Source organism: Staphylococcus sp. HMSC65H10, from assembly GCF_001839185.1.
Lineage (GTDB): Bacteria > Bacillota > Bacilli > Staphylococcales > Staphylococcaceae > Staphylococcus > Staphylococcus simulans.
Map to the genome: position 1 here is coordinate 1 of NZ_KV840345.1, position 22596 is coordinate 22596.

Below are 22596 nucleotides of genomic sequence, written 5' to 3' on the forward strand. Positions count from 1 at the left end.
GGACTGTATTTATGTCCCAGCCCCTTTTTTATATTCAATTTTCTCAAACATTTAACTTTACAATAAACTCAATTCTCTTTATCATAGATATAGTTAACACCTCTCAACTAAAAAGCATGAGGAAATTTTATAAAAAAGGAGTCAATATAGAAAATGAAAACAATATTGAAATTCAGATGGCTAATTTCAATTATTGTTGTGATAATGGTGGCTTGTACTTTAATTTTCGCACCTAATTTAACAAAATTAGCTGAAGATAAAGGTGATATAAAGCCTCCTGATAATATGACCTCACAACAATATACAAATAAATTAAAAGCAGTCGGTGCTGATTCCGAAAGTATCAGCGCTGTCGTCAAGTTAGATCGACCTCTAGATAAAACAAGTCGTCAACAGCTTAAAGACTATGTTAAAGACATCAAAAAAGTGAAACATGTTGAAAATGTCATTAATCCTGTCGAAAGTAAGGACATTGAAGACAAATTAGTGGCAGATAATAAAAAAACTGTGCTCATTCCTATAGAAACGACAGATGATAAAACTAAGACTTTAAATGCTGCGGATGATATCAATCATATTCATCAAGACTTTAAGTCTTCTTATTTAACTGGTAATGAAATCATCAATGATGACATCAATAAGAGTGTGAACGAAGGCCTGCAGAAGACTGAAATTATTACAGTCATTTTAATTCTTGGTATTTTATTCTTAGTCTTCCGTTCTGTAGTTACACCTTTTGTACCATTACTTTTAGTTGGTATTTCTTATTTATTCTCACAAGGTATTTTGGCACTGCTTGTTAAATATATCGATTTTCCAATTTCCATCTATATTCAACCGTTCTTAATCGCGTTGCTGTTTGGTATTGGAACGGATTACTGTATTTTATTACTTAACCGTTATAAAGAAGAGTTGAGTAAAAACCAATCCAATTATCAAGCTGTATTTAACACTTTCAAAAATGGCGGACGCACGATTTTAATCTGTGCCATTACAGTATTAGTCGGCTTTGCAGCATTATTCTTTGTAGAGTTTAGTCTCTTCCGTTCAGCGATGGGTATCGCAATCGGTGTGCTATGTCTGATGATTATCTTATTCACCTTGCTGCCTACACTATTAATGGTAACGGGTGAAAAAATATTCTGGCCAAGCAGAAATGCTGGTACACACAAAGATAGTAAATTATGGGGCACGTTGGGCCAATTTACAACGAAACGTTCTTTCTTAGGCCTTGTCATTGTGTTAGTAATTTTGGTACCAATTATTATTTTCGCACCTAATAAAATTTCATTCGACAATACTAATGAAATCAGTGATCAATATGATTCCATCAAAGCCATCAATATCATTAAAGATGACTTCACTATGGGACAAGCATTCCCAGTAAATATTGCAATCGCAGATAATCATAAACTGACAACTTCTAAAGGTGTGAATGATGCTGAAGTCTTGGCACAATCAATTGAAAAAATAAAAGGTGTCGATAGTGTCAGCACGATTACACGCCCTACCGGAGAAACGATTAAATCTCTTTCAGCATCGCATCAACTAGATGTCATTCAAGGCAAGTTAAATGAAGCGAATCAAGGACTCGATCAAGTCAATAATGGTTTAGGTGAGATGCAGTCACAAGTTGAACCTCTAACAGAACAACAACGTGTACAACAAATGCTGCAACAAAGTTCTCAACTTCCACCACAACAAGCTGTTCAACAAGTTACTGGACAGTCTGGTCAATTAGCACAAGGGTTAGAACAATCACAAAATGGTATTTCACAAGTTCAAGACGGACAAACTCAGATTCAACAACGCTTAAAAGAAATGGCCGATGACAAAAACATCGACAAGTCTGGTATGCACATCACAGATGATATGTTGAAAAATACAGATTTAAAAGATTCGGTTAAACAGTATAGCGAAGGCAATGGTAAGGTACTCTTAATGACTGTTGAATTAAAAGGAGATCCTTTCTCTAAATCAGCTATGCAGACTGTAGATACGATACACGAAACTGTCGATCATCAAGTCAAAGGCACATCATTCGAAAACAGTGATATTGAGTTTGGTGGCACATCATCACAAAACAATGACTTAGAAAAAACAGTCAATAGTGATATGAGTAAAGCCATCGCATTGATTACAGTATTCTTATTTATTGTACTGTTAATCTTTGAACGCTCAATTATTATGCCGATTTATATGATCGCATCTATTTTAATCACATATTATGCATCTATCGGTATTTCAAACTTAATCTTTACAAACTTATTTGATATGGGTGGCCTCTCATTAGTTGTTCCATTCTTCAGCTTTGTTGTACTCATGGCTTTAGGTATCGACTACGCAATCTTCTTAGTCAACCGCTTCACCGAAGAAGTCGAACAAGGTCATTCAGTCACTGACGCCATCATCACTTCAATGCGTAAGATGGGTACAGTTATCATGACCGCATGTGTCATTTTAGTCGGTACTGTCGCAGCACTTTATACTTCTGGTGCCTTAACACTTATGGAAATTGCGACTGTGATTATTATCGGACTTATCATTTATAACGTACTCTTATTACCACTCTTCATTCCTTCGGTTGCACAATCATTCAATCAAGGAAACTGGTGGCCATTTAAAGCACCTACGAAGAATTCTCAAACTAACACGTCAAATACAGACCCTACAAATTAAAAAATGAATCATAATTGAAGAAACGCCCCTGCGTAAAGGACGCAGAGGCGTTTTTATTAGAAAAAGCGACAGATACAGCACCTGTCGCTTTTTTAATATCTTCAATATTTTTTAATGATCATGTTCTTGCGCAAATGCATCTGCTTTTTTCTTACTTTGAATAAAGAAACTAAGGAATAATGCGATAGCGCTAAATAATGTAGCAATCCAGAAAGCATCATTGACACCTTCAACTGTCGCAAGTTTATTTAAGAAGGTCATAATCACTTTCATTGCGCCTTCTTGACCGCCATATTGCATGGCCATTTCTTTCATTTGATCTTGAATCGCCGGATTCGTTTTATCTAAATCTTGTGCGAACGTATTCATGTGTTCAGTTGTTTGTGTCGTCATCACTGTAACGAGAATAGCTGTACCGATAGAACCCGCTAATTGACGCAATGTGTTCACTAAGGCATTACCATGTGAAATTAAACGTGCTGGCAATGCATTCATACCTGCTGTCATAATCGGCATCATAATAAATGCCATACCAAATGAACGTAAAATATAAATCCCCATAATATGCGAATACGGTGTATCCATTGTTAAATGCGTTAACTCCCATGTTCCGTATGTCATAACCGCGATACCAAATATCGCAAGTGGTTTAATACCTATCATGTCATACAATTTACCAGCAATTGGACCTAATAGTCCCATAACTAAAGCACCTGGTAATAGTAATAAACCTGAATCAATCGCGGTAAAACCACGTAAATCTTGTAAATAAATCGGTAATAATAACATACCGCCATATAAACTCATCATGACAATAACGTTAATAAGTGTTGTTAATGCATAAGTCGGAAACTTCAAGACTTCAAAGTTCAACATCGGCATCTTCATACGTAACTCTCTTAAGATGAATAAGATAATAAAGATAACTCCGATAGTAAATGAAACGATAATTTCATTTGAACCCCAACCTGCATTACCTGCTTCACTAAAACCATACAGTAACGCGCCGAAGCCTAATGTACTGAAAATAATACCTGGGACATCTGCTTTAGGTTGAGACGTATGTTGATAAATTTTGAAACCGAAATAACCGACAACAATCGCCACAATACCGATAAAGAACATACCGTAAAACATAAGATTCCAGTGATAGTTTTGAACGATATAACCTGATAATGTCGGGCCGATGGCTGGCGCTAAAATCATCGCGACGCCCATCACACCCATAGCCATACCACGTTTAGCCGGTGGGAAAATCGTCATAATCACATTAGAACCTAGCGGCATTAATATCCCTGCACCCGCTGCTTGAAGCACACGGCCAGTCATCATAACTGGGAAGTTCATCGCAATCCCGCACACTAATGAGCCGAGTGTGAAAATAACAAGTGAGAACAAGTATAATTTACGGTAAGAAAAACGGTCGAATAAAAAGGCACTGACCGGAATTAAAATACCATTTACCAACATAAAACCAGTCATCAACCATTGACCTGTTGACGCGGTAATATTGAAATCACTGTTGATTTTAGGCAATGCCACATTTAATAATGTTTGGTTTAAAATCGCAATAAACATCCCAAACAACATCGCCGCAAGGACTTTATTACGTGTTGCCCCTTTACCAAAACGATACATGACCGAATCGCCTTGTGCAGGTTGTTTTGTCTCTTCTGTTTCTGAGTTTTGTGTTGTTTCTTGTTCATATGTGGACTCAGTTTCTGTTTCATCTGAGTGAGTCTGTTTTAAGTCTGTCTCCTCTGTTGATTCCTCTGATGTTTCTAAATCGCTCGCTTTAAATCTTGAAGGATCAGTATTTTGTTTGATGTGAGAGGGGTTAGGTTGACGTACTGATTGAGAAGTTTTACGTTTTCTTAAGAAAACATTGATCAGCAATACAATCAGTAATGCAACGACAATATATATAATTAAAGCAAGTGTCATAGATTGACCTCCTTACTTATGAATACTTACTTCAGCATTCATACCTGGAACCACTGATTTTGCCGGTGCATTTTCAAGTGAAATCTTCACAGGTACGACTTGTGATACTTTAGTATAGTTGCCGTCGCTATTAGATGAAGGCATTAAAGAGAAACTTGAAGCTGTCGCTTTACCGACTTGTTCTACTTTACCTTTCATTTTAGAATCTTGACCGTCAATTTTAACATCTACTTTTCTACCCTTTTCAACATCGCCAATGTCTGTCTCATCTACATTTGCGGTAATATATAATTCATCTAAATTATAAGCATATGCCATTGGAGAACCTGCTTGAACCATGCCACCTTCTTGCGCATCTGTTTTCACAATAGTTCCGGCTTGAGGCATTTTAATATCCATTTTTTGTGGAGAACCGTCTTCTCCTTTACCTGCTACTTCTGCGATTTGTTCATCTTTTTTATAGTATTTGTTTTCTTTGCCATCAAATGATTCTACTTTACCTGAAACAGGGCTCGCAATTTTAATTTGTTGACCATCTACTTTCGCGTTATCTGTTTTTATATAACTTGTTGCTTGGTTATAATAGTAAAATCCGCCGATGCCGATTAACACAAGCACTACGATTGTCACAATATTAATAATGATTAACTTCTTCATACATACTTTCCTCCTATTTGCTTTTCAAAGTCACTTTTAATAGTATAAAGACATGTAACTTAAAAAAACACCAACACTTTTAAAAAATGTGTCGGGCGATTCTAAAGTGTAACGAAGAGGTGCAGAGATGAAAAAGCGTGCTCGAATCAAAATATTTATAAATACAATTGGTCTGATGGAAAACTATGCGCCAGAAGAAATCACAATTAAAATGATTTGCGCATATAGTGGTATTAACCGTTCTACTTTTTATGACTACTTCCAAGATAAATACGATTTATTTGAACAGATTCAAAACTATCACATGTCGCGTTATCAAAAGTTAATGCACATTGTATATCAAGATTTTGAAACCATTAAAAAGGATAATCAAAAGCTGCTTCAGTTTTTCCGTATTATCTTCAGATACATTAATCGATTTCAACGATTTTTTCGTGCCATCTTTGTCACACATCCACAAAAAGATGTGATTATTAAATTCGTTACTTTTACACATGAATCTTACGAACGATTGTTGAATGATTATACACGTATTTCAGATAAGATTTACTTTGCACATTACTTAATCGGAGGCCAATTAGGTGTAATTCATACTTGGTTAAGACGTGATTGTACAGAAGCACCTGAAGCAATGGCACAAACGATGTTAGTCAATACTATTAAAATGAGACAACAAGCTTAAAATACTCAATAATAAGCAAAGAGGAAGCGTCTGACGAAGACACTTCCTCTTTTTATATGAATAAATAAAACACTGCTTTATATATTTTCACTACTCATTCTCTGATAGAGGCTGCGCAAAGACTCTGGCAGTAATCAAATGAAGTATTATTAATACAATTGATGCGATAAAAATGATAATTAAATAAGGGATATAACTGCTTTCACCCATTAAACCGACTAACGGTGTACTGATGCCTCCGATTAATGTTTGAACTAAACCGAGTAAACTAGAAGCACTGCCCCCGCCTCCTGTACGTTCATCCATCGCCACTGAAAATCCAAGTGTTGCGATACCTGTTACTGGGCTGACTAACACAAAGAAAGCTATGAATAAAAAGAAAATGGGCAAGTGGAAAATCAGCACAATTGAAATCAAGACAACTCCGACGAGTTGAACCCAAGTATAACCGCGCATTATTGCTAAGGGTGAAAAGTAATCAACTAATTTACCAGATAATTGTGATGAAATAATCAAGCCGATACCATTCACTGCGAACATAATACTGAACGCTTGTGGTGAAAGTGTATAAATACGTTGTGTAATAAAAGGAGAGGCTGAAATATAACTGAATAAAATCACAAAAGTCATACCTTGAAGCAACATTGGTAAAACAAATCTCGGGCGCTTCAACAAACGTTTGAATTGAATTAAAATTGATTTGATATCAGCTGGCTCTCTCGCTTGCTTACTTAATGATTCTGGCACACGTATAGAGGTACTGAATACCATAAAAATCCCGAAAATCGTTAAGATAATAAAGACCATATGCCATGTTGAAAATAATAAGATAATGCCGCCCAATGCTGGAGCAATCACAGGTGCGACACCATTCACCAACATTAAAACAGCTAGGAATTTTGTTAAAGCTTTTCCATGATACATATCACTGGCAATCGCTCGTGAAATCACCGCAGCTGCCCCTGCACATAAACCTTGAATCAATCTTAAACTGATCATCATCGTGATATTCACTGAAAAAACAATACCTATACTTGCGATAGTATAGATGACCATCACTATAATTAAAGGTTGTTTTCTTCCATAAGCATCTGATAAAGGTCCCATAATCAAATTACCAAACGCTAATCCAACCATAAATAAAGTCAGTGTTAATTGTGCCGCAGATGCAGTTGTATTAAAATCCGATCTGATTTGCGGCAGCCCTGGTAAAAACATATCGATGGATAACGCACCGATGGCTGTCAGCGCCCCTAAGATAATAATCAAAAATATAGGCGGTCGCTTTTGATATGTATGTCCCTGACTCACAAACAATCCCCTTCTTTCTCTCTGTACAATTCAATTAATATCCTCATGTTATACCGATAGTCAAAATAATACAATGAAAATAAAACTCGTATTTCAAATAAACAAAACTACAAGTGACGTATATTAAATAAACTCCTCTCTATCCAATGGATAAAAAGGAGTTTATTTATGATTGAGAGCTGATAATTTTCAAGTCGTCAGTACTTGGTATCTGTCCCGATTTATGATTATCATCTAAAAGTTTATAGGTTGATTTAACCCATACACCTTGGTTATTTAAAGTTAAGACTTCAGCGTAAACGTGCGCCCCTTCAGTCGTTACATCAACGACTTGGGGCGATTGGTAAAAAGACGCTGCACCTTGACCTGTTTGAATCAAATGTTGTGTCTGTTTATAATTATCCGTTCCTGATTTTAAAAATGGAGAGACACTTGCGAAGTTATTATTCGTCGACGCTTCATTTAAAGCTGACGTATATTTATCAAAGAACCGAGACAATTTATTTTTTAAACTGTTTTCCTCTTTTTCTTTCTCTTCAACATACTTCTCAATTTTTTCTTTTTCGAAGTGTAACGTCACAGGGGTATTCTCTTTTAATTCATTCGGATAAATTTTTATGCTGTCAGATTCGAATGTTCTGCCTTTGACTTTACCTTCTGCTGATACTTCAACTTCATCAGTTACAGGGTAAGGTCCATATAAACGTGTATGATCGTAATTGTAAGACTTACCATTAATTTTCACTTTCGTATGCTTACCTTCTAATTTATTGGCACCTTCTAACTTGATGTTTAAATTCGCCTCAGGGAATTTTTCATGAACATCGACTGTTTCGCTGTTACTATTTTTAAATGAGAAAGTCAAATAACCACTGAATTTACCATTAGCTGTTTCTTTTGTTGCTGGAATTTTATAATCACCTGGAATAAAGTTACCTAACATAGTGGCTTCATTAGCTTCTGCAATAACTTTACGTTTTCGATCATCCGCTCTGAAAATATACGTTGTTTTCGTTTTAGGTTTAATAATCGGTTTCTTAGTAATCGTAGTGAAACTGATGTTATCAAAGAAAATAAAACGGCGGCCATTTTTAGTAATGCGCAGTATTTTATTGCCATCAGGTGTTTTAATAAAGCTGGCATCTTTGTCGTTACGGTCTATGTTGCGTATCGTCTCTTGCAGTTCTTTATCAAACTTATTCTGACCGATTTCGCTTTTTATATATTTAATGTACGTTTCCGCTTCATACGTACTTACTTTATTCTCACGTGTACTTAAAATCGTCGCAATACGTTGTGTATCATTATTCTTCACTGCATTCGCTAAGATTTTTGCTTGTGCTTCTGGTGTATTGAAATTTCTCAACAAGAAAAACAGAATAATCAATAAGATAACGATAAAAATACCGATACCCCACGGCACCATTTTACGTAGATTCTGATTTGTGCGCATACGTTGTTCACGCGTTTTGCGGCTTTCATTAGAATCCGGCTTTTCGGATTGCCCCATTGACAGTTCACCTCGTTTCAATACTTTCAAATTTTATTCACATTTCCCAGGAAATGTTGAAACTAACTTGATTTTCTATGTAAAGAATGTTTGTTTTTCTTAAATTTTATGTAACCCGCACAAATTTTACAGGTATTGCACAAAAAAGTAAAACTAAAACCGACATTTCTTCTGTAAAACTGTTGGATAGTTCTATTATAATAGACTACACAATAAAATTATATCAGTATTTAGCCTTATGTCCTTTTTTAACAGTAATTATGACAAAAATCGGTACACTTTGATAAGGTACCGATTTTTATCAATGCTATTTGATTTATCGAATTTTAGAAATATATTCTTTAATACGTTGATCGATAATTCTTAAGTTTTTAGCTGTTTCTTCTATTTGTGATTGTGATATATCTTGAAGCAAGTATGTAGAAACATCATTTACAATCACTTTAGTACGTTCTATATATTCGCGACCATTGTCAGTAAGTCTCACATACTTCAAACGTTGGTCTACGTTTTCATTTTGTTTTACAAGTTCAACTAATTCAAGATTAATTAACTTTTTAATTCGACGACTGATGGCAGCTTTATTGACACCTTGTTTTTCAGTAATTTCTGAAAGTGTCAAAGATTTATTATTGTCTAGTAAAAATAAAGCTTGAGATTGTTCAATCGAAATATGATATTCCTTACGTAAACCTTCTAGCAAACTTGCCATGAGGGTATTAATATCTTCGATAAACATTGCCATAAACTGCGTGTGTTGCTCAATGTTTTCCATGATTTTCTCCTTCATAACTATAAAAATTTCTTATTGCATCTCAGCATGAGAACCTTTTTATTCTACATATTAAACAATCCGTATATCTAATCATATCATATCTAAAGTAACATAAGGCGAAATAGGGTAAGATTAGAAGAAGGAAATTTATTATATAGAGGTTAATTATGCTATTACTTTCACTCATATTAAGCCTATTGATTTTATGTAGTTATATCTATTTATACTTTAATCACTATCGCTTTTTAAATATACAATCCTTTTTCATTACTCTGGTCTTAGGATTCATCATATTATTTATTCATTTAATCACGCGTACATTGCCTTATGATTTAGCCAGCGTATCAATAATAGGTGCCTTACTTTTATTATTCAAGCATCGGGCTATTTTAGTTTGGAAAAGTGCACGTATGTTCTTCACAAGAATTTTGGGTCTGACTTTAGCTGTTACTTTCTTAGCATTGGCTTTAAATTTATTAAGTCATATTCCAGTACCCGTGCTGAATGCACTTTTCTTATGGATCGGTTGGATTACTATCAGTACACTCTTTGCCCTAGTCCACTATTTAAGTTGGTCTTCAGCATTTAGTATGGTCGTACTGCCAGAACCGATTGATGTAATCATTGTACTAGGTGCAGGTTTATATCGCAATCAAGTGACACAAATGTTGGCTTGGCGCTTAGATCGTGCAGTTGCTTTATATCAAAATCATCATGGCAATCCTTACATTGTAGTCAGCGGCGGGACTGGTGAAGGAGATGAAGTATCAGAGGCTGAAGCCATGCAAGCGTATTTAATTGAACAACACATTCCAGAAGATCGTATTATTTCAGAAGATCAATCACATAGCACTTTTGAAAACCTGAATAATACAAAAGCACTTATCAGCAATCAAGCTTTTGAACACATCGCTATTGTCACGAGTCAATTTCACATATTACGCGGCTTGCGTTTTGCACAAGTTCTTAAAATGAACGCAGTCGGTGCTGGCAGTCGCACACCTTATCCATTTTTTGATACAGCATTAATCAGAGACTTTTTTGCTTTGATGTATTGTTATAAACTGTTATTAACCATTTATTTCGGTGCTTTGTTCATTGGCAGTATGTTCATTAAACACCCTATATTACTTGAATTCTTTTTATCTATGTTCTAACTCATATAATGCTATGTATATAAATAAAAAAGTTGAGGTCTCACCTATTTTAGGTTTGACCTCAACTTTTTTTACATTATTTTCCCTTAATCATGTTTCCCCAATTAACGCGATTAATCATTGGCTACTATTATGAGCGTTAATTATATTTGACTGTGTTTATACTTCTTCACTGTCATCTTTTTTATTAATAATTTTACCATCGAACAAGTCAATGACACGGTCTGCATAATCAAAGAGTCTTGTGTCATGTGTGATAAGAATTCCGACCATATCTTCATTTGTGATACGTTCTCTGATCATTTCAGTTACTTCTGTTGCACGGTGGGCATCTAAGCTTGCTGTTGGTTCGTCAGCTAAGATGATTTTTGGATTATTCATGAATGCACGCATAATCGCAACACGTTGTTTTTCACCGCCAGATAACATAAACGGATAAGCATCTAAACGATGTTTCAAACCGATTTGGTCTAATAATTGCTCTGCACGTGCTTTCGCATCTTTTTTAGACATGCCCGCTTCTTGTCCTACTAATGTCAATTGGTCTCTAACTGACAAGTAAGGTACTAAATGCGAAGCTTGGAAGATAAAGCCAATTTCAGTTAAACGCATATCTGAGTTTGTTTTTTCTTTTGAGAACAATGGCGCACCATTGTAGATAATTTTACCTGTATCTGGATCTTGTAGACCACCTAAAATTGTTAATAACGTTGATTTACCTGAACCTGAAGCACCGCTCAAGATAACGAATTCTCCAGTTTTAACTTCAAAGTTAACACCTTTTAAAACATCTGTTTTAGCTTGGCCAGTACCGAATGATTTTGTAATATCTTTAACTTCTAAACCCATTATCCTTCACCTCCGATTGCTTCAATTGGATTTACTTTAACGAGTTTAATGAATGATAATGCTGCACCGATAATTGCAACGACTACGAAGACGCCTACTACAAGTAACATGTTGCCTGCAGTTAAGTGGAACGGCATACTTACTGGCATTATCATACCTAAGCCACTAATAATCAGTAATGAAACAACCACACTAATCATTGTAACAAGTAAGATTTGGAATACTAATGATGATAACAAGTGTCTTGTTTTGATACCGATAGCTTTTAAAATACCGATTTCAGAGATTTTTTGAATTGTCATAACGTAGAAGAATGCACTTAAGACAATTGCTGAAATCACGTATAAGCTGACAATCATCATTGTTAATGGTGCTTGCTCTGCGTTGTAACTTGGAATATTGTCAGTTAAGTCTTTTTCAGTTACTACTTTTGCACCGTTAATGTCATTAATTTTTTTCTCATCTGCTTTAGATACATCTTTTAATGGATAGAATGTTGCTGCTTTTGGCACTAATTTTTCAAACGTATCGCCTGTTGTCATCACTGCAGATGTGTGTGAATACATTGTGTCTTCTAATAGACCTACAACTTTATAATCTTTGTCACCATTCTTGAATGTTACAGTGTCACCTTTTTTCACACCATCAGCTGTTAATTTTTTATTAATAACAACTTCATTATCAGCTTTTGGATAATGACCTTCTGATAAAGCTGGTTTGAAGTCTTTACCAGGATTAATCAACATGATGTCTAGGTCATTTGAATTCTCGCTTTTCATTGATTGCATTCCGATTTGGAATGGCTCTGCGTTGACTATATTCTCGATGTCTTTTTTCTCGTCTGGTTTAAGCGCTGATTTTTCAATCACCGGCTCTTTCATATCTTGTACGACGTATTTTTCAGCATTCATATTATCTAACATAGAAATGTTTTCGCGTCCAAGCCCTTGTGCGAGTCCGCTAATGAATAATACCATGCTAGCCAGTAACAAGATAATCAGCATTATTAAAATATATTTGAACTTATAGAATACGATCTCTTTCCATGCTAACTTCATATTATTGACTCCTTTTTCTTTTATGATACTTATATTGTAAGCAGACTTTATGAACTCAATATGAACAAACCGAAACTTTTGTTCATTTGATATATTTGTGTCACTCAGTTACTGAAAGGTATAATTAATCTAAATGATTACTAGGAGTGATAAGGATGACAACATGTCTCATTGTCGATGATGATTATCAAATCCTTCATTATGTATCTTCCTATTTAGAACGTGAAGGTTTTAAAACATCCACGCATTCCAATGCGCGTGATGCCTTAAACTATTTAGAAACACATCAAGCTGATATTGCGATTGTCGACATTATGATGGATGGCATGGATGGCTTTGAATTATGTAATGAAATAAAAGCTTCTTATGAAATGCCGGTCATTATGTTGACCGCACGTGATGCTTTAAGTGATAAAGAAGAAGCTTATTTAACGGGTACTGATGACTATGTAACCAAACCTTTTGAAGTACAAGAACTCATCTTCCGGATCAAAGCTGTTTTAAGACGCTATCAAATTAATGCGGAAAATGAATTAACCATTGGTAACTTAAAACTGAACCAATCTTATTTAGAAATTGCTTGCGATACAAAAACAATGACCTTACCGAATAAGGAATTTAACTTACTCTTCTTATTAGCAAGTCATGAGAAACAAGTTTTTTCACGAGAAGAATGTATTGAACGTGTATGGGGATTTGATTATGAAGGGGATGACCGTACGGTTGATGTGCATATCAGACGCTTACGTAACCGTTTAAAGAAAATCGGCAGTAATGTCACGATTGAAACGGTCAGAGGCTTAGGTTATAAGGTGGAAGTTCATGTTTAAATCACTTTATACACGGATTGCAGTCTACACGATTGTCATTTTATTACTCAGCGCTGTCGCAAGTTTTATTTTGACCAATGTTTTGTATCACGTTGCTTTGAAACCCTCAAATGACCATAAGATTATGACCACCTTACAAGAAGCTAAAAAGTACCAAAAAGAATCCCATACAACTAATATGAAAGCCTACTTCAAACATTTAAGCGAACTGAACTTCCAGCTTGTCACTGTCGATCAAAAAGGTCATAAAACTTTTTATGGCGCAAGTTTCAGACGCGATACACTGACTCAAGAGACCATTGATAGTGTATTGAAAGGACATAATTATCACGGAATTAAAAACCATCCCTACCAACTCTTTGTGACAGGTTTCTTTGATAATGAAACCAACAATACTGTCGGCACACGCTTTAAGACACCAGAAGGTAATGTAGCGGTGTTTATGCGTCCTGATATCGGTAAATCATTCAGTGAGTTCCGTGTGTTCTTAGCAGTATTAATTGTGTTATTACTCATTATTGCGATGGTACTGATTATCAGTTCAACTTACACGTTAATCAAACCAATTACACAACTTAAAAATGCAACTAATCGTTTGATGGAGGGTGACTTTAGCACATCGATAGAAACAACACGTCACGATGAACTTGGTACACTGCAATATCGTTTCGAACAAATGCGTGTGTCACTTAAACAACTTGATGACATGCGTCAGCACTTTGTTCAAAATGTTTCGCATGAAATCAAAACACCTTTAACGCATATCCATCAGCTGTTAGATCGTCTCAGTCAAGCGAAAGACGACGAAACGAGACAGTATTATATAGATGAAATCCATGCGACAACGAGTCGTCTTAGTAATTTAACGCGAGCATTGTTATTGCTTGCAGAGTTAGATAACAACGACCATTTAGATTATGACGATGACGTTGAAATTACTCAGATGCTGCGTTTAATGGTGCGTCACGAACAGTATGCGATTGACGCCAAAGACTTATTAATTATGACTGATCTTGAACCAATTACAGTCAAAGGTAACTATCGTCTGCTTTATCAGGCATTTCATAATATATTGACCAACGCAATTAAATATACTAAACAAGAAGGCAGTATTGATATAGATGTATTCTCTGAAAATAATACAACTATGATTTGTCGTATTACAGATGATGGCCCAGGTATGTCAGAGGATGTACAAGCTCATCTTTTCGAACGTTTCTATAAAGGAAATTCTTCTGCGACAAGCAATGGCTTAGGTCTAGCCATCGCACAAATGATTATGCGTTTACATGGTGGAGATATTAAAGTGGAAAGTACTCTAGGTGAAGGCAGTACCTTTATTTTAAGTATGCCGTTATCACCAGCAGATAACACACCTACTTTGGAACCATTAAATCAATAAAAAACAAAAAGCGCTTCAGTATCAGAATTAAATCTGACTGAAGCGCTGTTTTTATGGCTTATTTTTGATTATTTAATTTCAAATAATGTTCAACATCCGCTTTAACTTCTTTATATAACTCTGGGTTTTCCGCAAGTTTTTGACCGAATGATGGAATCATTTCTTTAATTTTTGTTTCCCACTCTGGGAATTCATGTTTATAGCTGCGTTGTAAAATATCTAACATTACATCCACCGCTGTAGAAGCACCTGGTGATGCGCCAAGTAATGCGGCAAGTGAACCGTCTTCAGAACAAATAACTTCTGTACCGAATTGTAATGTACCTTTACCTTTGTCTGTATCTTTGATGACTTGAACACGTTGGCCTGCTACGACAATATCCCAATCTTCTTTCTTCGCATTCGGGATAAATTCACGTAACTCTTCAATACGTTCATCATCTGACAACATTAATTGTGAAATCAGATATTGTGTTAATTTCATTTCTTTCGCACCTGCAGATAACATCGTCAATAAGTTGTTGGGTTTAACTGACTTGAATAAGTCCATGTTTGAACCTGTTTTTAAGAACTTAGGTGAGAATCCTGCAAATGGACCGAATAATAATGATTGTTTACCGTCAATATAACGTGTATCTAAATGCGGTACTGACATCGGCGGTGCGCCTACTTTAGCTTTACCGTACACTTTCGCATTATGTTGACTTACAATTTCAGGATCTTGGCAGACTAAGAATAAACCGCTGACTGGGAATCCGCCGATATGTTTCGATTCTGGCAGATGTGTTTTTTGAAGCAGTGGCAAGCTAGCGCCTCCAGCTCCGATAAATACAAAGTCAGTAATATAAGTTGTTGTTTCTTCTGTTTTTAAGTCTTTCACTTTAACTTTCCAAGTACCATCTTTACGTTGTTTTAAGTCTGTAACTTGATGCTCATACTCTACATCGACTTGGTTTTGTTGTAAGAAGTCAAATAGTTTTTGTGTTAAAGCACCAAAGTTAACATCTGTACCTGTCTCATCACGGCTGACTGCAACTGGAATATTGTTATTTCTGCCTTCCATCATTAAAGGCAACCATTTTTCAATTTGGTTTTTATCTTCTGTCATTGTCATTTCATTAAATAATGCATTTTCTTTCAATGCTTTGACACGACGTCTTAAGAAATCTACATTACGCACACCGATACAGAAACTCATATGCGATACCGTATGAATGAATGCTTCTGGCTGTGTCAAATTACCGTGTTTTACTAAATAAGACCAGAATTCTTTAGAAACTTGGAACTGTTCATTAATTTTTAAGGCTTTAGAAATATCCAAAGAACCGTCAGGCATTTCTTTCGTATAGTTCATTTCGCATAGTGCAGAATGCCCTGTTCCTGCATTATTCCATGCATTTGAACTTTCTTGTGCAGATGCGTCCAACTTCTCAAATACTTTAATTTCTTTTTCTGGTGCAACTTTCTTTAGTAATGTACCCAATGTCGCACTCATGATTCCGCCACCAATTAAGATGACATCTGTTTTGCTATGTTGTGAACTCATAACAAATACAGCCCCCTTTTTCATAATGAAGATGACACCTTCTTAAGTATGTCGTTCTCTTCTCTCAACCCTCTCTTGAGAAAGCGCTTAATTAAACACTTAAAAAAATAACACACCTAAGTCATGCCTGGATATTGTTGCTAAATGATTTCGTTCTATTCCTTTATTATATACATAAACAGATTAAGACAAAAGGGGGAAGGTGCTTAAACACGAAAATATGATTCATTTTGTTTTAAGTGCAGGTTAAAAATATATTGCAAAGCATGTACCTTTGTATTGCATAGTTTGAATTATGCTATAATTAAACAGAAATATACAGGAGGGGTGACACCACGTGAAATCTATCACTTTTTTAATGCACAACATTTATTCAATGGGCGGTACTGTCAAGGCCGTAACACAACTCGCAAATGTGTTGGCAGTGAAAGGTCATAAAGTGGAAATTATATCAGTTTTCAAAGGAAGTAAAGCACCTTATTTCAAACTGCATCAAGATATAGAAGTCAAAGCATTGGTCGATTATAATTTAAAACCTCATAACTTAGTAGATATCTTGATGAATCGTCTACGTAAATGGACACCATTCCTCAAGCCGCAACTGATCACTCAAAATGAACCTGGCTTATTGCAATTTTCAAGTCATGTTGAAAAGAAAATCGTTCATGCGATTCAACATGTAGAAACAGATGTGTTAGTGGGTACACGTGCCAGCTATAATTTGCTGCTTGCAGATTATGCACCTGACCACGTCCTAACTGTCGGCATGGAACATATGAACTGGGAGGCTTACACTAAGAGTTATCAACAAGAAATTAAATCTGCTTATGAACGCTTAAATCGTATTACAGTCTTAACGGATGCTGATCGCAAAGCATTCAAATCAATCATTGACACCCCTGTCTATGTCGTTCCAAATATGATGAATGAACCTCGTATTGAAATTCCAAAGAAACCGCAAATTATTGCGGCCGGAAGATTAGAATATGAAAAAGGTTTCGATCTTTTATTACGCAGTGTCGAAATGATTCAAGACAGTTTACGTGAAATGAATTTCACTGTACATATCTACGGTGATGGTCAACAAAAACATGACCTCGAAGAATTCATTTCACAACATCAATTAAAAGATATTGTACAATTGCATCCTGCTACATTGCATCTGCCATTACGTTTGGCTGAAAGTATGATTACAGTAGTACCATCTCGTAATGAAGGGTTTGGTTTAGTCATTTTAGAAGCCATGAATCAAGGCAGCATCGTAATCAGCTTTAAAGGTAATACAGGACCTGAAACTTTAATTCAATCTAACCAAAATGGATTCCTGGCTGAGTACCAAAATATTTCTTCCCTTTCAGAACACATTTTAAATGTAATGTCTGCACCACCTTCTGAACAAGGAAAGATTATCGAAAATGCTTTTGCGACTGTTGAAACTTATTCAGCAGACAGTGTCTATCAAGATTTTGCGAAAGCATTAGAAACATCTGAATAATTAGTTATTGTGATAAATATAGAAGCGGAGCCGAAATAATTTCGACTCCGCTTCTTTTATTTTCATTGTTACCTATTACAAAATTAAAGATAAGATTAATGTCCAGATACAGATGAAGATTAACATGCCTACACTGTAACGTAATGACATTTTTAAGAGTTCAGACTCTTTACCTACTTGTTTAACGGCTGCTGTCGCAATCGCAATAGATTGTGGAGAAATAATTTTTGCTGCTACCCCACCTACTGTATTTGCTGCAACTAATAAGCCGCCGCTAACGCCAATTTGACTAGCAACTGAAGCTTGAATTGGTGTGAACAATGAGTTGTTGTTAACTACTGAACCTGTCATGAATACACCGATCCAACCTAATACTGGTGAGAATAATGGGAAGATACCGCCTGCTTTAGAAATACCTTGTCCCATTGCAGCACTTAAACCGCCATAAGTTGTTAATTTTGAAACAGCTAAGATGAAACAGATTGTGACAACTGAAATCCATAATTCTTTAAATGTTTCACCTAATAAACTAAATGCATCTTTAAAGCCAGTTGTTTTAGATAACAATACAGTAATAATAATTGTTAATAAAATTGCTGTACCTGTATAACCTAAGATATTCAAGTTCAACACAATAGCTTTTTTAGTCACTTCACTATAAGTACCTGGCACTGTAAATTTAGCTGCTAAGAAGCTTAATGGTTTGCCCGGTAAGAATAAGCCTTTAAAGAATGGCATACTCCAAAACATAATTAAGATTGTCAAAATGTAGAATGGACTCCATGCATACATAATTTGTTTAAAGTTTAATTTTTGTGTAACCGGTGGTTTCACGTTTTCGTCAATACGGAAGATATGTTTCGGCTGCATTTTACGACTCATAATAGCTAAAGCACCCATTGCTGCTAAAGGTGGTAACACGTCTGCTAACTCTGGACCTTGGAAGAATGTTAACACACCTTGGAAACCAGCATATACCACTGAAACCGTTAAGATAAATGGTAGTGTTTCTTTAATACCTTTGAAACCATCAATGATAAAGACAATTAAAAACGGAACAAAGAAGTTGATGAATACTAAAGTTAATGTTGAATAAGTTGAAACTTCATGTGCAGTAATACCGCCATGTAAATTCAAAGTATCAATAACGGCAACAGGTAAACCAATAGCCCCGAATGCTCCTGCTGCTGAGTTAGCGACCAAACATAACATCGCTGCTTGTAATGGTTTAAAACCAAGATAAATTAATAAAATCGCACAGATTGCAATCGGTACACCGAAACCTGCAACCCCTTCTAAGAACGCGTTAAAACAAAAACCGATTAACAATAATTGCACACGTTGGTCTTGAGAGATTGTAGCGATACTATCTTGAATCATACTGAACTGACCAGTTTTTGTTGAGAGTTTATAAAGCCAAACTGCCATAATAACGATATAACCAATTGGGAACCAACCTTGGAAGAATCCCTCGATAACCGCCCCAGTGGCCATCGCTCCAGGAAGTTTAAAGATAAATACTGCAACAACCATTGTGATGATTAATGTTGTTAATGCAGCATAAATTCCTTTCATTTTGAAGATTGTCAAACATAGCAAGAATAAGATAATTGGCACACCTGCTACGAGACTTGAAATAAGTAAATTGTGGAATGGATCAAATGAAGATACTAACATTTCTGTCGCTTCTTTCTGTAGTTTATTTTGTGTTTATATTTATTTGCAAAATCAAATTTAGTCTTGTGATTTATTTCACATATAATATAACACGATTTATGGAGCTGTTCAATTAGTTTTTCATAATTTTTTCAAACTGTTTTTTGCTTGGAAACCCTTACATATCAATGTATTCGCTTACATCATAAAATGTTATGAATCATCTGTATTAGTCAAAATTTAAATTATAATAGTACAGTTTAATTAATAACGTATACGTCTTGTCATTCACAGTTTGCAGTCAAAATGTTAAAATATAGTTTAATATAATCAAACTGAGGTCATAATATGAAAATATTAACAACAGAATATCAATCAAATGAAAAAATGCGCATTAACCTTCAAGAAGCCTTAGCTAAAGGTTACACGCATTTTATTCCTTCTGATTTAAATATAGATATTTATCCTGATCAATTAGAAGCATTGAAACACCATGAAACACAAAACTCAATCGTTGTTGACTACACCATCGATCAGTACTATCAAAATGACTGTCGCTATTTTGGAGATCAGACAATCAACTTTAATACTTGGATGAATAATATTAATCACTTTCCTAATCTTATTTTCAGTATTCAGCAAGTATTAGACGTTATAGATGAAGTACACTGTGAAACGGCTTTTGATTTAGCAATTGGCCTGTTATTAAATCAAAACGTAGAAACAAATGGTCACGTAATCTTTGATTTTAAACATACAATCCGTACTTCCCAAACATTCTATCAAAGTATTAAACAACATGAATATAACGCAATTACACAATTTAATTTAAATAAATTAGCTTACTTACATCATCAAAAACCACCGTTTAAGTTCCGCAATTTAGCTTTACCTGAGCCTGAACGATTTGTCGATTCACTACTTTGGAAGACACATTTTATGTTGCCGCACTTTATAACACGTTCAGTACTCAGTCGCAGTATTGAAAAGCATCAAAGCATGAGCAATATTTATGAAAAACAAGCAGTGGAATTAAACGGTGCTGTCGTTTTCTTAGGATTTGATTATGGCTTTAGAGGCAACTCTCGCTATTTATTTAATTATTTTGCTAAGCATTACTCTAAATATCCTGCTTTCTTTATCACAAATGATGCCACAGGCCCGCACTTTGTATCACCAGAACATGAAGAAGCACAAGAACTAATTGAAAACGCGGAAGTTGTCGTCGCTGAAAGTTATATACCCGATCACATCAAACCGAACGGTACAATCATTCAATTGTGGCATGGCACGCCTTTAAAACAGTTATTCTTAGACAGCTCAGAACCTTATCAAAATAAAGAAATTTATAATTATCGTGCACGAAAATACAACAAGTGGCTGCATCAAAATTACTTTATATGTGATAGTTCTCATGCAGCTGATTTGTTTAAATCAGCCTTCCCTATGCAATATACAGAAGTTGTCGCATGCGGTTACCCACGTGTCAGATATTTATTAGATAAATATAAAGAACAAACTTATGTTCAATATATGAAACAACAACTTAAATTAGACCCTAACAAACCGACGTTACTTTACTTGCCGACATGGAAAACAGATCCACAACCAAACGATATGTTACCACTTTCTGAGTCATTGCTTGACCATTATAATGTGATTTATCGTGGCCATATCGAAAGTAAAGAAGCTGAAACACGATTACCGCAAGCAGTCATTCAACCTGCTGCTCAAATTGAGACACAAGATTTATTACTTGCTTGTGATGTATTAGTCAGTGACTATTCGTCAGTTGTCTTTGATGCATTAACTATTGATAAAACCGTTGCGCTTTATACTCCAAACCTTGAACACTATCAAGCAGAACGCGGTTTATACCTAGAAGTTTGGCAAGACTTTGATAAAGTCACGTATCAAGATGCTGAATCATTAACCAAAGCACTCATAAACCAAGAAATTCCTCATATTGCAAGTGCATACATTAATCGAGATAATCATTCATTTGAAACTATCGCAAGCTTGATTGTGCAACATTTACCTAAACGTCAAAAAAGACGTAAAAACTAAAATAATATTAAAAAGGCTCAGCATATTTTGTGCTGAGCCTTTTGCATGATTATCTTATGTTCTAATTATTTGAACTTAAAACTAAATACTATATTATTGACCTGCTTGATACGCTGGATCTAAAATTGCTGCTTTACCTTGTTGGTCGACTCTAACTAATGCATATGTGCCAGGTTGTGCTTGATTTGCGAAACTGAACACATAAGAATAGCTGCCGTCACCATTATCTTGTACGCCAAAGTCATTGTAAGGGTTAGATTGACCATTTAAGTTGTTGATTTCATTTTGTGCAGTTTGTAGTGATTGCGGGAAGTTCGGCAATACTTTTAAAGTAGATTGATCTACTGGTGCTTTACCAATCGTACGTGCTGCAGGTGCTGCATTTTGACCTTGATAAGGTGCTACATAACCTGTTTGATTTGTACCTTGGTTTGATGCTTGGTTAGCATTTGTTTGATTTGATGTTTGCTGTGTTGCTTGTTGGTTATTGTTGCTATTTTGACCATCATTGGCACCTGATGTTTGAGAAGCTTGTTGATTGTTATTTGATTGTTCAGAAGTCGCATTTTGATTGCTGTCATTGTTTTGCGCATCTGTTGATTGTGACTCGTCTTGTTTCGCTTTGTCATTGCTTTGTTCATCATTTGCTTGTTCATTGTTTTCTTTTTCTTTATTGCTGTCTTTATCTTTGCTGCTTTCGTTGTCTTTGTTCTTTTCTTTGTCTTGATTAGATTTGCTTTCTTGTGTTGTTTGATCTTTGTCTTTGTTGTCTTCCTCTTTCTTGCTGTCATCATTTCCACAAGCTGCTAGCACTAAAGATAGCGTTAAAACGCTGGCAAATAACTTTTTCATTCTGTTCTCCTCCTTGAGTGGCTTTCAATCTTTTAAATGTATTATCCCTTAACTTATACACTTCCATTATATTCTATAAACATCAAAATTGTAAAAATTCTTTTAAGAAAATATTATTATGACAGA

The 22596-nt window shown here is 35.3% G+C and carries 17 protein-coding genes; 7 read left to right on the forward strand and 10 right to left on the reverse strand.

Features of this window, described 5'->3' with window-relative positions; all coding sequences use genetic code 11:
• Positions 1-153: 153 nt before the first annotated feature.
• The gene (locus tag HMPREF3270_RS06665; protein WP_070848569.1) at positions 154-2679 is read left to right on the forward strand and encodes an MMPL family transporter; all 2526 of its coding nucleotides are present in this window, start codon (positions 154-156) and stop codon (positions 2677-2679) included.
• 111 nt (positions 2680-2790) lie between these two features.
• Here HMPREF3270_RS06665 and HMPREF3270_RS06670 read toward each other — a convergent pair whose 3' ends face one another.
• Entirely contained in the window at positions 2791-4623 is a 1833-nt protein-coding gene (locus tag HMPREF3270_RS06670) for a DHA2 family efflux MFS transporter permease subunit (protein ID WP_070848570.1), read from the reverse strand.
• 12 nt (positions 4624-4635) lie between these two features.
• A complete protein-coding gene (locus tag HMPREF3270_RS06675; protein WP_002479692.1) occupies positions 4636-5280 on the reverse strand; it encodes an HlyD family secretion protein in 645 nt (214 codons plus the stop codon).
• 127 nt (positions 5281-5407) lie between these two features.
• On the opposite strand from HMPREF3270_RS06675, the gene HMPREF3270_RS06680 reads away from it, so the two are divergent.
• Complete coding sequence (locus HMPREF3270_RS06680) at positions 5408-5962, forward strand: TetR/AcrR family transcriptional regulator (RefSeq protein WP_002479693.1); 555 nt, start codon at positions 5408-5410, stop codon at positions 5960-5962.
• 90 nt (positions 5963-6052) lie between these two features.
• On the opposite strand, the gene HMPREF3270_RS06685 is transcribed toward HMPREF3270_RS06680, so the two are convergent.
• From HMPREF3270_RS06685 to HMPREF3270_RS06695, 3 genes are all read right to left on the reverse strand, one after another.
• On the reverse strand, positions 6053-7273 hold the full coding sequence (locus HMPREF3270_RS06685; protein ID WP_023015048.1) for a putative multidrug effflux MFS transporter TcaB: 1221 nt from the start codon (positions 7271-7273) through the stop codon (positions 6053-6055).
• Between the two features lie 166 nt (positions 7274-7439).
• A complete protein-coding gene (locus HMPREF3270_RS06690) occupies positions 7440-8783 on the reverse strand; it encodes a TcaA second domain-containing protein (protein WP_002479695.1) in 1344 nt (447 codons plus the stop codon).
• Positions 8784-9099: 316 nt separating this feature from the next.
• Complete coding sequence (locus HMPREF3270_RS06695; RefSeq protein WP_002479696.1) at positions 9100-9558, reverse strand: MarR family transcriptional regulator TcaR; 459 nt, start codon at positions 9556-9558, stop codon at positions 9100-9102.
• Between the two features lie 410 nt (positions 9559-9968).
• On the opposite strand from HMPREF3270_RS06695, the gene HMPREF3270_RS06700 reads away from it, so the two are divergent.
• Complete coding sequence (locus HMPREF3270_RS06700) at positions 9969-10715, forward strand: YdcF family protein (protein ID WP_023015050.1); 747 nt, start codon at positions 9969-9971, stop codon at positions 10713-10715.
• Positions 10716-10874: 159 nt separating this feature from the next.
• Here the strand turns inward: HMPREF3270_RS06700 and HMPREF3270_RS06705 are convergent, their stop codons facing one another.
• Positions 10875-11564: an ABC transporter ATP-binding protein gene (locus HMPREF3270_RS06705; protein ID WP_002479698.1), complete on the reverse strand. Its 690-nt coding sequence runs from the start codon at positions 11562-11564 to the stop codon at positions 10875-10877.
• Positions 11564-12622: an ABC transporter permease gene (locus HMPREF3270_RS06710; RefSeq protein WP_070848571.1), complete on the reverse strand. Its 1059-nt coding sequence runs from the start codon at positions 12620-12622 to the stop codon at positions 11564-11566. The genes HMPREF3270_RS06705 and HMPREF3270_RS06710 overlap by 1 nt, the downstream gene beginning before the upstream one ends.
• 155 nt (positions 12623-12777) lie before the next feature.
• Here HMPREF3270_RS06710 and HMPREF3270_RS06715 point away from each other — a divergent pair, with 155 nt between their 5' ends.
• Entirely contained in the window at positions 12778-13452 is a 675-nt protein-coding gene (locus HMPREF3270_RS06715; protein WP_002479700.1) for a response regulator transcription factor, read from the forward strand.
• A complete protein-coding gene (locus HMPREF3270_RS06720; RefSeq protein WP_070848572.1) occupies positions 13445-14854 on the forward strand; it encodes a sensor histidine kinase in 1410 nt (469 codons plus the stop codon). Before HMPREF3270_RS06715 ends, HMPREF3270_RS06720 begins: the two co-directional genes overlap by 8 nt.
• Before the next feature lie 58 nt (positions 14855-14912).
• Here the strand turns inward: HMPREF3270_RS06720 and mqo are convergent, their stop codons facing one another.
• On the reverse strand, positions 14913-16400 hold the full coding sequence (mqo, locus tag HMPREF3270_RS06725) for a malate dehydrogenase (quinone) (protein ID WP_070848573.1): 1488 nt from the start codon (positions 16398-16400) through the stop codon (positions 14913-14915).
• A 337-nt stretch (positions 16401-16737) separates the two neighbouring features.
• Here mqo and HMPREF3270_RS06730 point away from each other — a divergent pair, with 337 nt between their 5' ends.
• Complete coding sequence (locus HMPREF3270_RS06730) at positions 16738-17895, forward strand: glycosyltransferase (RefSeq protein WP_070867230.1); 1158 nt, start codon at positions 16738-16740, stop codon at positions 17893-17895.
• Positions 17896-17970: 75 nt separating this feature from the next.
• Here the strand turns inward: HMPREF3270_RS06730 and HMPREF3270_RS06735 are convergent, their stop codons facing one another.
• A complete protein-coding gene (locus HMPREF3270_RS06735) occupies positions 17971-19572 on the reverse strand; it encodes an L-lactate permease (RefSeq protein WP_002479704.1) in 1602 nt (533 codons plus the stop codon).
• A gap of 327 nt (positions 19573-19899) precedes the next feature.
• On the opposite strand from HMPREF3270_RS06735, the gene HMPREF3270_RS06740 reads away from it, so the two are divergent.
• Complete coding sequence (locus tag HMPREF3270_RS06740; RefSeq protein WP_070847911.1) at positions 19900-21618, forward strand: CDP-glycerol glycerophosphotransferase family protein; 1719 nt, start codon at positions 19900-19902, stop codon at positions 21616-21618.
• Between the two features lie 93 nt (positions 21619-21711).
• On the opposite strand, the gene HMPREF3270_RS06745 is transcribed toward HMPREF3270_RS06740, so the two are convergent.
• A complete protein-coding gene (locus tag HMPREF3270_RS06745; RefSeq protein ID WP_070847914.1) occupies positions 21712-22470 on the reverse strand; it encodes a hypothetical protein in 759 nt (252 codons plus the stop codon).
• Between the last annotated feature and the right edge of the window lie 126 nt (positions 22471-22596).

Coding starts and splice junctions, on each gene's coding strand:
- HMPREF3270_RS06665 (WP_070848569.1), top strand. CDS start 154: ATGAAAACAATATTGAAATTCAGATGGCTAATTTCAATTATTGTTGTG.
- HMPREF3270_RS06670 (WP_070848570.1), bottom strand. CDS start 4,623: ATGACACTTGCTTTAATTATATATATTGTCGTTGCATTACTGATTGTA.
- HMPREF3270_RS06675 (WP_002479692.1), bottom strand. CDS start 5,280: ATGAAGAAGTTAATCATTATTAATATTGTGACAATCGTAGTGCTTGTG.
- HMPREF3270_RS06680 (WP_002479693.1), top strand. CDS start 5,408: ATGAAAAAGCGTGCTCGAATCAAAATATTTATAAATACAATTGGTCTG.
- HMPREF3270_RS06690 (WP_002479695.1), bottom strand. CDS start 8,783: ATGGGGCAATCCGAAAAGCCGGATTCTAATGAAAGCCGCAAAACGCGT.
- HMPREF3270_RS06695 (WP_002479696.1), bottom strand. CDS start 9,558: ATGGAAAACATTGAGCAACACACGCAGTTTATGGCAATGTTTATCGAA.
- HMPREF3270_RS06700 (WP_023015050.1), top strand. CDS start 9,969: ATGTTCTTCACAAGAATTTTGGGTCTGACTTTAGCTGTTACTTTCTTA.
- HMPREF3270_RS06705 (WP_002479698.1), bottom strand. CDS start 11,564: ATGGGTTTAGAAGTTAAAGATATTACAAAATCATTCGGTACTGGCCAA.
- HMPREF3270_RS06710 (WP_070848571.1), bottom strand. CDS start 12,622: ATGAAGTTAGCATGGAAAGAGATCGTATTCTATAAGTTCAAATATATT.
- HMPREF3270_RS06715 (WP_002479700.1), top strand. CDS start 12,778: ATGACAACATGTCTCATTGTCGATGATGATTATCAAATCCTTCATTAT.
- HMPREF3270_RS06720 (WP_070848572.1), top strand. CDS start 13,445: ATGTTTAAATCACTTTATACACGGATTGCAGTCTACACGATTGTCATT.
- mqo (WP_070848573.1), bottom strand. CDS start 16,400: ATGAGTTCACAACATAGCAAAACAGATGTCATCTTAATTGGTGGCGGA.
- HMPREF3270_RS06735 (WP_002479704.1), bottom strand. CDS start 19,572: ATGTTAGTATCTTCATTTGATCCATTCCACAATTTACTTATTTCAAGT.
- HMPREF3270_RS06740 (WP_070847911.1), top strand. CDS start 19,900: ATGAAAATATTAACAACAGAATATCAATCAAATGAAAAAATGCGCATT.
- HMPREF3270_RS06745 (WP_070847914.1), bottom strand. CDS start 22,470: ATGAAAAAGTTATTTGCCAGCGTTTTAACGCTATCTTTAGTGCTAGCA.